The organism is Thalassobacillus sp. CUG 92003 (genome assembly GCF_013618635.1).
Classification (GTDB): domain Bacteria; phylum Bacillota; class Bacilli; order Bacillales; family Halobacillaceae; genus CUG-92003.
In genome coordinates, this window is the sequence record NZ_JABLSJ010000010.1 from 12,953 (window position 1) to 27,522 (window position 14,570).

At 46.2% G+C, this 14,570-nt stretch carries 15 protein-coding genes; 5 read left to right on the forward strand and 10 right to left on the reverse strand.

From position 1 onward, the window contains the following. Positions 1-38: 38 nt before the first annotated feature. A complete protein-coding gene (locus HOP45_RS14780) occupies positions 39-1,562 on the reverse strand; it encodes an NAD(P)H-hydrate dehydratase (RefSeq protein WP_181350154.1) in 1,524 nt (507 codons plus the stop codon). A gap of 53 nt (positions 1,563-1,615) precedes the next feature. Continuing rightward, positions 1,616-1,978 (reverse strand): holo-ACP synthase, encoded by a 363-nt coding sequence (gene acpS, locus HOP45_RS14785; RefSeq protein WP_181350155.1) that lies wholly within the window; start codon positions 1,976-1,978, stop codon positions 1,616-1,618. 131 nt (positions 1,979-2,109) lie between these two features. Here acpS and HOP45_RS14790 point away from each other — a divergent pair, with 131 nt between their 5' ends. Then, on the forward strand, positions 2,110-2,874 hold the full coding sequence (locus HOP45_RS14790; protein WP_181350156.1) for a rhomboid family intramembrane serine protease: 765 nt from the start codon (positions 2,110-2,112) through the stop codon (positions 2,872-2,874). 203 nt (positions 2,875-3,077) lie between these two features. Here the strand turns inward: HOP45_RS14790 and cshA are convergent, their stop codons facing one another. Then, positions 3,078-4,547, reverse strand: coding sequence for a degradosome RNA helicase CshA (cshA, locus tag HOP45_RS14795; RefSeq protein ID WP_181350157.1), 1,470 nt, complete (start codon positions 4,545-4,547; stop codon positions 3,078-3,080). A 226-nt stretch (positions 4,548-4,773) separates the two neighbouring features. On the opposite strand from cshA, the gene HOP45_RS14800 reads away from it, so the two are divergent. Together HOP45_RS14800 and HOP45_RS14805 are read left to right on the forward strand one after the other, a co-directional pair. Beyond that, positions 4,774-5,682 carry a DMT family transporter gene (locus HOP45_RS14800; protein WP_181350158.1) on the forward strand — a complete coding sequence of 303 codons (909 nt, stop codon included), beginning with the start codon at positions 4,774-4,776 and terminating at the stop codon, positions 5,680-5,682. Positions 5,683-5,804: 122 nt separating this feature from the next. After that, complete coding sequence (locus HOP45_RS14805) at positions 5,805-6,659, forward strand: DegV family protein (RefSeq protein ID WP_181350159.1); 855 nt, start codon at positions 5,805-5,807, stop codon at positions 6,657-6,659. Between the two features lie 174 nt (positions 6,660-6,833). Here the strand turns inward: HOP45_RS14805 and HOP45_RS14810 are convergent, their stop codons facing one another. The 5 genes from HOP45_RS14810 to HOP45_RS14830 all read right to left on the reverse strand — a co-directional run bounded on the left by HOP45_RS14810 (position 6,834) and on the right by HOP45_RS14830 (position 11,001). Continuing rightward, positions 6,834-8,114, reverse strand: a complete 1,281-nt coding sequence (locus HOP45_RS14810; protein WP_181350160.1) for an MFS transporter — start codon at positions 8,112-8,114, stop codon at positions 6,834-6,836. 1 nt (position 8,115) lies between these two features. Next, positions 8,116-8,832 carry an alpha/beta hydrolase gene (locus HOP45_RS14815; RefSeq protein ID WP_181350161.1) on the reverse strand — a complete coding sequence of 239 codons (717 nt, stop codon included), beginning with the start codon at positions 8,830-8,832 and terminating at the stop codon, positions 8,116-8,118. Between the two features lie 577 nt (positions 8,833-9,409). Further along, a complete protein-coding gene (locus tag HOP45_RS14820; RefSeq protein ID WP_181350162.1) occupies positions 9,410-9,823 on the reverse strand; it encodes a YppG family protein in 414 nt (137 codons plus the stop codon). Between the two features lie 92 nt (positions 9,824-9,915). Continuing rightward, a complete protein-coding gene (locus HOP45_RS14825) occupies positions 9,916-10,200 on the reverse strand; it encodes a glutaredoxin family protein (RefSeq protein WP_181350163.1) in 285 nt (94 codons plus the stop codon). Between the two features lie 168 nt (positions 10,201-10,368). Then, positions 10,369-11,001, reverse strand: coding sequence for an SDR family oxidoreductase (locus tag HOP45_RS14830; RefSeq protein ID WP_181350164.1), 633 nt, complete (start codon positions 10,999-11,001; stop codon positions 10,369-10,371). A 131-nt stretch (positions 11,002-11,132) separates the two neighbouring features. Here HOP45_RS14830 and HOP45_RS14835 point away from each other — a divergent pair, with 131 nt between their 5' ends. Together HOP45_RS14835 and HOP45_RS14840 are read left to right on the forward strand one after the other, a co-directional pair. Next, entirely contained in the window at positions 11,133-12,230 is a 1,098-nt protein-coding gene (locus tag HOP45_RS14835) for an SDR family oxidoreductase (protein ID WP_181350165.1), read from the forward strand. A gap of 71 nt (positions 12,231-12,301) precedes the next feature. Then, a complete protein-coding gene (locus tag HOP45_RS14840; RefSeq protein ID WP_181350166.1) occupies positions 12,302-12,577 on the forward strand; it encodes a hypothetical protein in 276 nt (91 codons plus the stop codon). A gap of 61 nt (positions 12,578-12,638) precedes the next feature. On the opposite strand, the gene HOP45_RS14845 is transcribed toward HOP45_RS14840, so the two are convergent. Then, positions 12,639-13,772 (reverse strand): ABC transporter permease, encoded by a 1,134-nt coding sequence (locus HOP45_RS14845; RefSeq protein ID WP_181350167.1) that lies wholly within the window; start codon positions 13,770-13,772, stop codon positions 12,639-12,641. Continuing rightward, a complete protein-coding gene (locus tag HOP45_RS14850; protein ID WP_181350168.1) occupies positions 13,762-14,466 on the reverse strand; it encodes an ABC transporter ATP-binding protein in 705 nt (234 codons plus the stop codon). Before HOP45_RS14850 ends, HOP45_RS14845 begins: the two co-directional genes overlap by 11 nt. Between the last annotated feature and the right edge of the window lie 104 nt (positions 14,467-14,570).

Genomic DNA, 14,570 nt, shown 5'->3' on the forward strand with positions numbered 1-14,570 from the left:
GTCTCATATAAAGGACAAAGGGAACGCATTCACCTCATTCAAGAAGAAAAGGTACGAAGAGTCCGGGCAAGACCTTCTATCACATCAGTCGCTAACATATCCATTTCAGAATGACCTTCGCCAATCAGCTGTTCTGCTGTTTTCCCATGCACGTGACAGCCATTACAAAGGCCCTCCAGTATATCATCAGATTGCATGATGAGAGCGAGGAGGATGCCAGATAAAACATCTCCTGTCCCCCCTTTTGCCAAACCTGCATTACCAGATAATTCAACCCGCTGCTCGCCCGAGGGAGACGTGATGATCGTCGCCGGCCCTTTCAACACGAGATAGGTGCCGTATTGCTTAACGAACTCCCGGCTGCAGCGAAATGGTTCCATCATCAATTCAGAGACTGACACCCCAAGTAAATGAGCCATTTCACCGGGGTGAGGTGTTAAGATGACGGGCGCCTCTCGGTTTTGAACGATCGCTTGTAAACGCGGAATGTGATATAACCCATCTGCGTCAATCACTAGAGGCTGATCTGCGTGACGCAACGCCTGCGCGACGAGAGCTTGGCCATCCTCATGCCTCCCCAACCCCATTCCGAGCGCAATGCCATCCATCCCCTCAAAATGTTCGCGGGACACCTCCTCTATGATCAGGCCTTGTTGATTCTCCTGAAGGGGGAGAAACGTCGTCTCCTGATTATAAGCTGCAAGCGCAGGGATTGTGCTGTAAGGAGCAGCGACCGTGATCAAACCAGCACCTGCCTTCAAAGCTGCCTTGCTGGCCATAGCAACAGAGCCTGGCATCGAATAACTCCCGCCGATCACCATCCCCTTACCATGACTTCCTTTATGGGAAAATGCATGGCGGCGAGGAAACGTTCGTTTGACGTCTGCTTCCGTCCACACCTTGATAGGCGTTGGAGGCAATTTCGGCTGGGGGAGCCCTATTTCAACGACATTCCACTCTCCGTAATACGCCCGCGTATGCTGTAGGAAAGCACTCTCTTTAAGCGCGGCAATCACACACGTGTAATCCGCTTCGAAAGCCTCTGCAACTTCCACGCCTTCATCAGCCGGCACGCCTGTAGGTATATCCACCGCCAGGCGCAAAGCTTTAGTTTGGTTGGCCTTTTTTAAAACGCGGTCAAACGGAGGACGGAGTTTCCCTTTCACTCCTATCCCCAGCATGGCATCAATGATAACCTCAGCGTTGGTTAACGTTTCAGCAAAAGCAGACTCCTCTTCCACATGAAAGATGGGATAGCCGGAATTCAGCAAATACCCTTTGTGGAGCGCAGCATCTCCCGTTATTTTATCGTCTGGCACAACTTGCCAAGCTTCGACTTTATACCCTCTATTCAGCAAGGTGCGCGCAATAACAAACCCATCTCCGCCATTTTGTCCTGACCCGATTAAAATAAGAATGGATTGCTCAGGTTGAACATGACGGATGAGATCCTGAGCGGCTGCTCGCCCGGCATTTTCCATCAACACATGTCCTTCAATCCCTGCGTACTCTAATGCTGCCCGGTCCCTTTCGTACATTTTCTGTGCGGTGACAACATCCATTTCGTTCCCTCCTACCCGCATTAAATTAATATGAGACAACCTATGCAATTATGTCATATACGTGTTTCTTCTATAATAACTTGAGCGATGGCAACGTCCTTACTGTGCGATATCGACACCCAGATAAGCTGGTCTTCATAACCTGCTGCGGTCATACGCGGGGCGCCGTTCAGGTCGGTAATGATTTCGATATCCGTGAATTGCAGCGCTCCAATCCCCGTGCCCACCGCCTTTGCAAAGGCTTCTTTCGCCGCGAATCGTCCGGCGACATATTCAGCCTGGCGTCTTTCTGATAAATCAGCAGCTTTTTGTTGCTCCGCTTCAGTTAATATTCGTTGAAGAAATCTATCGTTACGCTTTATACTTTGATTAATACGATCGATTTCAATCACGTCTACACCGATGCCTTTTATCATGAACATCTTCCTTTTAACGTATGATATGACTAGTATACCCGATTCATTTTGGCAAAAACAAAACGGTTGATTTATGAACTGAAGCCGGATGCTTCTGTCCCATTATAAGAAGAAAGCTAAGGAGAGCTGCTATGTTTGTCCGCACTGAAAGTTTTAAAGAATTCATACGATCCTATCCTATCATCACGGGGCTTGTTGCCCTTCATTTTGTCTTATGGTTTTTGATTGACTTCCTTCAATTCCCTTTTGCCCAGCAATGGCTGCGTGATGGAGTGGGTGTGAATGCGTATATTACAGCCGGTGAATACTGGCGCTTGGTCACACCAATCTTCCTCCATGCCGGCATCGGCCACGCTCTATTCAATTCCTTTTCGCTCGTTTTGTTCGGGCCGGCTCTGGAACAAATGCTTGGCAAGACGAAATTCATCCTGATGTATTTAGCTGCCGGGATCGCTGGCAACTTAGGAACTTACGCTGTAGACCCCAACTCATTCGGCGGGCACCTCGGAGCGTCAGGCGCCATTTTCGGTATCTTCGGTGTTTACGTCTTTATGGTGGTGTACCGAAAGAATTTAATCGACCAAACCAACTCACAAATCGTCATGACCATTTTCATCATCGGGTTAGTGATGACCTTTGTGCAGCCGAACATTAATATCCTCGGCCATTTATTCGGATTCATCGGCGGTTTTGCGATTGCTCCCCTCGTCCTGCGCAACGCACAACCGTTTTCGATTTGGCGTACGAAACGGTCGCCCCGGGACGATGGTGACATCACGTTCAACCCAGACCGCTGGCGCAAACGCAGATTTCCGTGGACACGGCTCCTCACTTATGTGTTGTGGGGCGGCATCGCCCTCCTGGTGATCATCGGCCTCTTCGGCAGGATGCTATAAACGCATATTTCAGCTGTTTTCGCGCATAAATGGCGATTTTCCCGCATAAATATTTGATTCTCGCTCATAAATCCGGATTCTGCCGCAAAAATACTAATTTTGCCGCATAAACGGCCCACCCAAGTTCGCCTATCGCCTTGGGTGGGCCATTTCTATATAAAAAATCCCATCTCATGACATGAGACGGGATTAGTGCAGGGCGCTTAGTTACGCCCTTTGCTATTTTGATAACGCTTCTGACCATTGAAGTTACGGTTGCGAGATGACTTTTTGCCACCACCACCGCCGCCACGGTTGTAGTTGCGTTTATCATTGCGGTGATTGCCTTTCTTTTTATCCTTGGGTGCGTTTTTCACGCTGATCGGCTGAACAGAAGAAAGATTGACCGGTGTCTCACGGCGTTCTTTCGTCAGCATTTTCAGCGCTGCAGCAACGACATCCACTGAATCGTTTTGCTCCAGCAGCTCGTTAGCTCCTTGACGATACGCATTCAAGTCATTTTCCTGTACAGTTTTCTGCAATTTATCCATTGCAACTTGCTGCTGACCCCGTTTAGCGGCATCAGAGGACGGAACCTGCATCCGCTCGACCTTTTTCTTCGTCAACTTTTCAATCAAGTTGAGTTGTGCTTTCTCACGAGGCGTAACGAAAGAAATCGATTCACCTTTACGTCCCGCTCTTCCAGTCCGACCAATCCGGTGTACATAGCTTTCCGGATCTTGAGGAATGTCAAAGTTATAGACGTGAGAAACGTCTGAGATATCCAGACCACGAGCAGCCACGTCTGTTGCGACCAGAATCTCGATGCGGCCTTGTTTGAACTTGTTGAGAACGGACATCCGCTTTCCTTGTGTTAAATCGCCATGGATGCCTTCTGCTTGAAAGCCGCGCGCTTGCAAGCCGTCTGCTACTTCATCGACGCGGCGCTTCGTCCGCCCGAAGATGATCGCAAGTGCCGGATCGTGGATGTCGAGTAGCCGTGTCAGCGTATCGAACTTGAATTTCTCCGGAATTTCCACGAAGTATTGCTCGATATTTTCAACGGTCATCTCTTTCGATTTCACTTTGACTTCTTCTGGGCTTTTCATCAAGGTTGTTGCAATCTCACGGATTTCCTTCGGCATTGTTGCGGAGAACAATAGCGTCTGGCGCTCTTCTGGCAATGATTTCAAAATGTCTTTGATATCATCGATAAAGCCCATGTTAAGCATTTCGTCCGCTTCGTCCAGCACGGCAGTGTGGACGTTTTGTAACTTGATCGTTTTACGACGGATATGATCCAACAAACGGCCAGGCGTCGCCACTACAATTTGGTTGCTCTTCAAGGCGCGGATTTGACGTTCCATATTGGAGCCGCCGTAAATCGGCAACGCTTTGACACCTTTTGCCTTACCTAAGCGATTGATTTCTTCTGCTACCTGAATAGCCAATTCACGTGTAGGCGCAATGACCAAGCCTTGCACTGAATTTGAGTTTTGATCGATTTTTTCGATCATCGGAATACCGAAAGCTGCTGTTTTACCTGTACCTGTCTGGGCCTGCCCGATTACATCGCGGCCTTGCAACCCTAGGGGTATCGTTTGTTCCTGGATAGGGGTGGTTTCTTCAAACCCCATACTATTCAAAGCTTTCAATATTGGTTCCGACAATCCTAATGAATTAAATGTTGTCACTATAATTTCATACTCCTTTTTCTTAAAATCTCTTCTACCTTCACTATATATGCTTGAGGACATGTTAAAAAAGCCTTCCGCACAAACCGGAGAGGCTTGAGAGTACTTGACTGATAGATTACTTCATCTTAACACACGAACGTAATTAATTCTACACATTTTTATAATGCTTTTCAATCATAACAATGATAAAATGAAAAAAACTAATACGCTAAGGAGGGATCCTATGGATAAACCTCCATTTAACCCTTATATAGCCGTGTTGATCGGCGTCATTTCCGTATCGACGGCTGCCGTGTTCGTGAAAATGGCCAATGAAGCTCCAGCTTCTATCATCGCCAATTATCGGCTGTTATTTGCCGTTATCATTATGGCGCCTTACGTACTCTGGAAGCATCGCAGTGAGTTTTACAAAATTTCGAAACGGGACTGGCTGTTAACAACCGCTTCCGGAATTTTTCTCGCTCTCCATTTCATTCTGTGGTTTGAATCCTTAAATTATACATCCGTGGCGAGTTCTGTTGTGCTTGTTACCTTGCAGCCGATCTTCGCGTTTATGGGGACCTACCTTTTTTTTCAGGAAAAGTTTACTGCAGGCGCTGTACTCAGCATGATCATAGCGATTACAGGCAGCTTTCTCATTGGCTGGGGCGATTTTCAAGTAAGCGGTCTCGCCCTGTTCGGGGATATCCTGGCCCTTCTCGGGGCTGTTATGGTCACCGGGTACTTTTTAATGGGGCAAAACTTGCGTAAGCGCTTATCGTTGATGACCTACACATTTGTCGTTTACGGAATGGCTTCTCTCGCCTTAATCGTGTACAACCTCGTGCTGCAGCACTCTTTCACAGGCTACCCGGTTGATCATTGGACACTTTTCCTGGCGTTAGCGATTATCCCGACGTTCTTCGGCCATACGCTATTCAACTGGTCACTCAAATGGCTCAGTACGTCGACCATTTCAATGAGTATTTTGTTCGAGCCGGTCGGTGCATCGATTCTAGCCTACGTTATTTTAGGGGAAGGCATTACGTGGTTCCAATGGTTAGGCGGTTCGATCGTCATTTTCGGTTTGATGATGTTTATTTTCAGTACCACGAAAAAAGTCAAACCCGTTATCACCCACGCTTCGAAATAGAAGCCACTGGGTCCATTCCTTTGTTATACTAGAGAGACAAACAAAGCTTGAAGGTCAGACGATGTGGGTGTTTTGAGTAGCTCTGCCCCCTTCTGGCTAAACTTTTGAGAGCAGGTGACGTCATGCATATTAAAATTCTTACAGACGGCGGCGGGGACTTTCCCCAGTCGCTGATTGATGAACACCAAGTTAAAATCATCCCTCTTAATATCCATTTCGGACAAGAGCAATACAAATCAGGGGAAACCATTGATTTACCAACGTTTTATCAAAAATTGAAGCAATCTGAAGAGCTCCCGTCCACGTCTTCGCCAAGTCCGAACGAATTCTATGACGCCTTCAAAGCAGAACCCGCGGACTTGCCTCTTCTCGTGTTAAGCTTGAGCCAGGGCTTAAGCAGCACCTATGAGAGCGCTGTGATGGGAAAAAATATGCTGCTCGAGGAAGAGCCTGATCGCCAGATAGCTGTTTTGAATACGAAAACAGCCTCCAGCGGCATGGCGTTGCTCGTTCAAGAAGCAGCCGATAAAATTCAGGAAGGTTATGACTTCGATCCATTGGTCGCCCATATGGAAGATAAAATTGAACATACGGCCACCTTATTCATTCTTAAAACATTGGAAAATGTCATTAAAGGCGGCAGGCTGGACAAAGTTAAAGGCACAATTGCTAAAACCCTTAACATTAAATTGTTGATGCGCAGCAGTGAAGAAGGCAGCATTGAGGTCACGGAGAAAGTTAGAGGCGATAAAAAGTCCATCCGTCGTTTCGTGGACCAGATTGGCGAATATGCCCACCAGTTTGAAGATAAAATGATCGCGCTCACCCACTGCAACGATGAAGAACGCGGCAAATCAGTGCTCGATGCGATTAAGAACCGTTACGCGTTTAAAGATTCGATTTTTACAGAAACGGGCCCGGTCATTTCAACGTATGCTGGTGAAGGCGGCCTCGTCATCGCATTTTTCAAAGATTGATGATGAGAAGCTGCAAAAAATTGAATGAATTATAAAAAACGCCGAACGATTCAGCTGAAATCGTTCGGCCTTTATATGTCAAGGAAGGCGTTCAAATACCGCCCCACTTGTGAGCGTCGTCGCTCCTATGCACGTTTGCAAATTTACATATGTCTTAGACTCAGTGGATTACGATTATTCAGTATGATAGTCCTCGTAGTTCGGTTGAGGAGACAGTAAAGCAAAGATAGCCGCTGTGATCGGAAATAGTATCGTAAGCAGGATAATTTCCTGATAACTGCCAAGCCAGTCATAGAATATCCCGAATGGGAGCGGTCCTAAGGCAGAGCCTATGACCATAACGGTTTGCGCTAACCCTTTAATACTGCCTAAATGTTCACGTCCAAAGTAGTTCGGCCACACGATATTGAGGACGATTCGCTCAAATCCGTTGATGACACCCCACACGACACCAAAGACGAGCGCCATAAAGACTGATTGTGTAATGAAGACGAGAAACAAGGTTAATACATGACCGAAAAACGTCACGGCCAAGACGTAATGAACTTGCACGCGATCAACCAGGTACCCGACAGCAAATGTAATCGGGAATCCGACGACGGCCATTAAGGTCAACACGGTGGCGGCCACCCCTTCTCCTAAGCCTTTCCCATCCATAATGGACACGATATGAAAAGTGATCGCTGTATTGACAAGCGCAGGCACACTGACGCAGAAAAGGATCAGCCAGAACGCCCGCGTCCTCATGGCTTCCTTCAACGTCCAGCTTTTTTCATTGATATCGACGTTCGGATTAAGCTTCGAGCCTTCCCGCGTGGCTTTCGGCGTTCCGTCCGGCACCTCTCCAATGTGTTTAGGTTGATTCCGGACCAGCCAGAAAGCCAAAGGAACAAACACGACCAGCAACATCACACCCCAAACAGACCACGTCATTCGCCAGCCGAAACTATCAATCATCCACGTATTTAAAGGCGGGAATGCAGCGGAACTTGCAAATCCCCCGACTGCCAGAATGCTTAAAGCTCTTCCGCGTTTTGCAATGAACCATTGCGGAATCAGCGTATTAGGAACCAGCGTCATGGACCCTTGCCCAAACAGTCTCAGCATGAAAAAACCGAGAAACATCATAATGGGACCCATTAATAACGCGTTCCAAAACGTCGCTATGGCTAAGAGAAGCCCAATACTCACCATCATGGTACGCTGGCCGAAACGGTCAACGAGGCGACCGACGAGAAATAAACTGAGCCCCGCGCATAGCGTGGCCGCCGAGTAAATTCCCGATACGGTGGAGCGCGAAAAGCCAAAATCATCTATGTAATAATCGATGAATATCGAGATGGAATACGTTTGCCCCGGTCCAGAGAAGAATATCCCCATCGCTCCGATAAAGACAATAACCCACCCATAGTAGAAGGGTGGGTTCACCGGGGCCTTATGGTTAGCAAAATTCATATTATCTCCCTTCCTCGTCATGGTCAGTAGTTAAGAAGGCTAACACAGCATCAAACAGTTCCTCACGATCCTCCCCGTGACAAATCAAGTGCTTCGAATTTTTCAGCAGTAAGAATTCCTTATGTTCGGATGGTATTTCCTGTTGCAAAAAGTCAGCTGAACCACTTGGAACCATCCCATCCAGTTCACCCTGCACAATCATAACGGGACATGTCACGCTCCCAAGATAAGGACGCGTGAAATGGACACATTTTATAAATTCCAGCGTCGAGAAAAAATGGGCGTGCTTCATTTTCTCACGATAGCGCGAAAACAGGTCGTTATCATTCAGCGTGCCCTGCCAAGCATCCTGCACCATCCCCGCAATATCCTTGGCTGTTTGCGAGATGCTAAGATATTTTCCCGCTGCCGACAGTAGAATCAGTTTATCAATCGAATATTTCACAGCCAAATAAGCCCCGAGCATTCCTCCCATGGAGAAACCGATAATGTAGATCCGATCATACTTATCCATCATATTCAATAGGGCAAGTTCAGCTGCAGCCACCCATTCTTGATAGTAATGCCCTTTCAAATCAAGAGCCTGTCCCTTACCGTGTCCAGGCAAAGTCGGCACCTTAAATTCATACGCGGTCCGGTTTGCGAGAAACTCAACTAAAGGCTCAATTTCGTGTGGACTTCCTGTATATCCGTGAATACAAAGGCAGCCTACCTTCATGATCATCGCCACCCACCATTATTTTCAAAATCTAATGGTCAATACTATACCATATGAATCCGATAAGTAAAATTTATTGCATAAAAAAAGGAGGATCTCCTCCCTCAGCTTGTAGAGAAACCCTGTGTTTTTTCTGCAAGCCTTTTTTGTGCGCACGGGCGGGCGAATACCACTCGCTTTCCGCGGACGAACGCCCGATCCTCCTCGTGAAACCCACACTGCGGGGTCTCGGATCGCCCGTTTTTCCGCAGGGGTCTCGCAGTATTCGCCCGCCCGTAACCGAAAAACTACGCTTTCCCAATCTCATCCTACCTAGGTGAAAGGTCATCTTTTTCCTGGGCTGAAGGGCAACTGTCAGTAATACCTGCTCCCGGAGATTTTCCTTTATACGCAAACACCCTTGCAGTCCCTTGGAATCTGCGAAGCTATATAGTACCTTTCAAATTTTATTAAGAAAGCCGGTTTTTTACGAACCTGCAAGACTAACCAATTAACGAGGTGAAAATTTAAATCTTTAGAAAAAAAATAGACTGTCGAGACTTTCTCGACAATCTGAGGGAGGATCCCCTCCCTCTGACTACTTTATCCCCTTCACAAAACTCCCGATGCCTTTAAATATCGGGGAGATCTGATTCACAGTCTGGACCATCTGCCCCATGGTCGACATCATTTTATCAATATCGACTTGCCCCTGGTCATCTTGGAAATATTCCATCAGCCCTTTGGATTGCCCAGGCATTTGGCCATACATTTGCGCGTTCACGTTGTAGGGTTCTTGCAAATTGTATTCATACGCAGCTGCCTGAAACACTTGCGGATTGTAGGGATCATATACTTCAGGCGGTGGAAATTGATTATACCACTGCTGCTGCATAGATGAAGCACCCGGCCAGTTTCTATAATCGTATTCAGGCTGCGGCCACCCATTTTGCTGTGGCTGAGGTGGAGGATAAGGATAATAATTAAAATAATTATTTTGGTACGGATTCATGTTATTCACACCTTTGAGATGCTTTTTACTTCAGCTTATGCCTATCTTAAGAAATGGGTGATAACTGGAACAAAAAAACAAGTGAAGCCGCTTCACTTGTATGAGTAATTAAAAGCATCTGTATTCGCGACTGGGATATCTGTCATTATCCCCAGTGTACGCTTCAATTTTCCTTCTTGATAACCGAGAATTCTTTCATCTCCAATAAACGTGGCCGGTGTCCCGTATATTTTTTCCTGTTGAAGTTCTTTGAAGTGTGTTTTGTTGTCAGAGACATTGCGCACCTCATAATCTAACTCCCATTCCTCAAGTCTAGCCACCACTTTGTCGCAATGGGAACAATTATTACTGACGTACACCACAATAGGTTGATCCATCCATGACCCTCCCCTTACTCCAATAGTAAAAACATAGCCTTAATACCTACATATATATAATAGCGTAGGTACCTTTACCCCTTAACGTTCACTATAAACGTCAAATTTGAAAAAATTATGACGAATCATAAAAAAAGCTGGAATATCCCAGCTCTTTTTGAGTGCCATTTAATATGAGAGTACTTCGCCCAATTGCTGTTGACCACTTAAGAGATCAAAGCTGCCGTGTTCGGCTCGCGGTACACTTAATAAATAAACCATCGTTTCAGCCACATCTTCTCGCGGCACTGTCCCGTTTTCGTCCAATTGCTCGGCCAGACTTATTTTTCCCGTGCCAGGCTCGTTTGTCAATATACCCGGCCGGACAATCGTGTAATTCAATCCCGAATCCTTTAAATATTCATCAGCACGGTGTTTGGCGAATAAGTAATGCCTGAAGCCTTCTGGCCCGGACTCCGGGTGATTGGCTCCCATTGTGCTGAGCATGATAAACCGTTTGACGCCAAATTGCTGCGCCTGCTTAATGGCTTTAATCGCGCCTTCCTGATCAATGATGACCGTTTTGTCGGCGCCAGTATGCGGCCCCGATCCAGCTGCGAAAAGGACGGCATCGATTCCATAGTAAGCACTTTCTATATCCTTATCCAAATCGCCGAGTACGACGCTTACACCTAATTCTTCAAATTGAGGAACTTGATCCGTATCCCTGACCATAGCAACGGGTTCATGCTCAGAATCATACAGCTTTTTAACAATATGCTGACCAACTTTACCATTTGCTCCGATCACTAGTACACGCAATGGTTACTCCTCCTCTCCTTACTTCACATAGCCATCGTTCCCCTCATTCACCTCGCCTAAACAATTACAAATTGGCAGGAATTTCATCAGTTTTCCCGAATAATAAACTAAAAGATCGAGGAGTGTGAACCATGGCCAATACATACTTATTCACCGGGTTTCCCGGATTTATTGCAACCCAGCTCGTTCGAGAGATTTTTTATCAAGGCTACCCCGTCGACCGCATTTACCTTTTACACGAGGGGAATATGAAACAACGCGCGATTGAAGAGCTAGAGGCATTGACGGAAAACCCTATCATTCATAGTGATAAGCTTCATTTAATTGAAGGTGACATTACGAAAGACAAGCTGGGCATCCAGTCTTTTCTCTCCAAAAAAATGCAGCAGGACGTCACGCACGTCTTTCATTTAGCGGCTGCCTATGACCTCGCTGTGCCGTTAACGACTGCATGGAAAATTAACGTACACGGCACCCGCAACGTGACCGACTGGCTGAGAGGGTGCAACGAACTGGAGCGTCACGTCTATTTCAGTACAGCTTACGTGTCCGGCTCTAGAGAAAACACGATCTATGAAACCGAACTCGAACACGACCAAGGCTTTAAAAACCATTATGAATATACTAAATATGAAGCTGAACGTATCGTCAATCAGACCCTTAACTCGATTCCGAGTACAATTATCCGTCCAGGCATTGTGACCGGCCATTCCAAAACCGGGGAAACAGCCAAATTCGACGGCGCCTATTTTATTATGAACATGTTACATGCTGCCCGTTTCATGCCTGTGCATCCTCTAATCGGCAAAGGAGATGCCACCGTAAACTTGGTGCCGGTTGATTATGTAGTCCAAGCAACTATCCAGCTGGCCCACCATGCTGCAGGCGAAGGACAAACGTATCATCTGACCGACCCGACTCCTTATACCGCTCGTGAGATTCATCAATTGATATTAAAAGCGTTATTAAACCGGGAACCCGCGTTCACGCTGCCACTGAAATACGCCGAAACGGCCCTTTCCCTGCCGCCCGTCCGCCGCCGCGTCAAATTCCAAAAGGAAGCTTTAGCCTACTTCACGTGCCATTGCCGCCACGACTCGACCCAAGCGCAACGCGACCTTGCTGGGACGCCTATTCAGTGTCCTGACATGGCTACTGTCATTCCGGAACTGGTCGCTTATTATAAACAGCATAAGCACAAGCAGCATAAGCATGTGTCCATCTATTAAACTCGTAACGAAAGGTCCTCAGCTTGTAGAGCACCCCGTGTTCTACAAGCTTTTTTTGTGCGTAGAGGCAGGTGTCGACGATTACTGGCGGCGGAGCGATGATATTCCTGGGCGGGGCGACGACAATTGCTGGCGATGCGACGATATGGTACGGGCCGACGATAAACGCCGGCCGAGCGATGATATTACTGGGCGGAGCAACGATAAATGATGGAAATACCTTTGGCCGTGCCCGTGGAAAGCGGAGTGTTTTGACGGAGCAATCACGGAACGCATTCTTGGAAACACAAAAATACCGAACTATTTCAGCTAAAGGTTCGGTATTTTTGTGTCTTATTCAGTTTTGACCCAGCCTCTAGGACCTCTCTAATAACGAAAGGTCATAAGAAACTGCGCTTTCAATTTGATTTATAAAGATAGCATCGTAGATACGATCGCGACTATAGCCATTACAAAAAAGCTAGAAAGATAGATCATTTTTTTAAACTGTGCCCATACGGGGTCTGTTATTTGTTTATCATATGGGACGACATGAAAAAATGGATTGGATAACAGCTTAGTGAATGTTGCTTTCAGCCACGAATTCATGAAAAAACTAAATCCTATCAAGACCAACCACTTATACCACAACGGAGTGATCATGATAGCTCCGATGGTCAAACCCATAAGCTGAGCATACATGGACACCATGCTTTTGTTTCGTAAAAAAGCCTTCAAAACTAACGTTGTTAAACCATTTTCCTTCGAAGGTGTTTTGAAAATGGGACTCGAACGTCGAAATACGAAAGCAGGGTGGCTAGCCTGTTTACCGCCACTTTTCTCTACCTCAGTTGAATAAGCCAAAATCAGCCTGATGTAGCGGAATCGCTCATAGTCCTCGATCGCCACTTCCTCGTAGAAGCGGGACGTCGTTCGGGTCATAACAAAAGCATGATAATAACAAATGATACCTAAACCGACCAGGCTCACAAATAGCCCTGGAACCGATGGTACAAAAAGAACGAGCAAGACCACACTTACGGCCGCCCCGCTGATCATTAATCCTCTCACATAGGTATTTCTATAGATTCTTCTTATCGTCATGACAAGGAATTGAAACATACTGGCTTCGAGAGCTAATATAGATGTATCGAGCATGGAAAAGTCATATATGTGCACTAAAATAGGCGCAAGACACATGATTTTCAACGCCATACTGAAGCCGATTTTAATGGCCGATACAAGGAAGCTATATTGCTTCAATTTGTAATAGACTGATTTTAAATGAATTAAAAAAATCACATCAGCTTCTAAAAGATGCGTTCGAAAGTTGCCGCCGACAGATAGGATTAAAAGCACGATAAGCAGCGCAAAAAACGGAATGCTGTCACTCCAATACAGGCTGACGTTCTGCCAGGCGTCCACATAGAAGAACGCAGCCAAAGTCAGGAAGGGAACTACAATATAAAGGAGCACCACCCAATCCACAACTGAGCGCAAAACGTTGAGTTGGAATCGAAACTCGGTGGTCAATCGTTGTTGGAGAATGGTTTTAGCGGACATAGGAGGTGTCCTCGGTCAGAACATCGAAGCAATCAAACAGTGAGCCCTGCTTTAGCCCGCTCGCCTTACGAATATCTTTTATTGTTCCCTGGAAGACGATGCTGCCGTTAAATAACAGAATAAAGCGGTCACACACCTTTTCCGCGGTGTCCAGGACATGGGTAGTCATTAATATACCAGCACCATCGTTCTTTTTCCGCTCCACGTACTGGAGAAGTTTTTTCATGCTTTTCGGATCTAATCCCATAAAAGGTTCATCAATTAAATAAACAGCAGCTTCTTTTAGAAAGGCGATGACAAGCATGACTTTTTGCTGCATGCCTTTCGAAAACGACTCCGGATATTGGAGCATTACGTCAGCTAAATAAAAATCGCGCACTAACTTCTCTACCTTTTCGTTAAACCGTTCACTCGATATATCTAGCGTCGATGAAAGAAAATCGAGGTGTTCTTTTAATGTTAAGCCTTCATAAAATATTGGCCTTTCTGGTATGTATGCATAATCTTTTAAACGCATCTCACCTTCGACGTCCTTTATGATTCCAAGGATTGATTTGATCAACGTACTTTTGCCGGCGCCATTAGGAGCGATGAGTCCAACGACTTCTCCCGGCTCCACAGCAAATTGAATATCATGTAAAACATTTTGATGAGCGTTGTAGCCACTTGATTGAAGGTCAACTTCGAGCGCCATATCTATCAACTCCAATATTGTTTCCTTTTGAACGACCCTTCTGATTATTTAAATTATACTACTAATCTGGCATTAAATACCACCTTTGGTCACTCTGTGTGAGG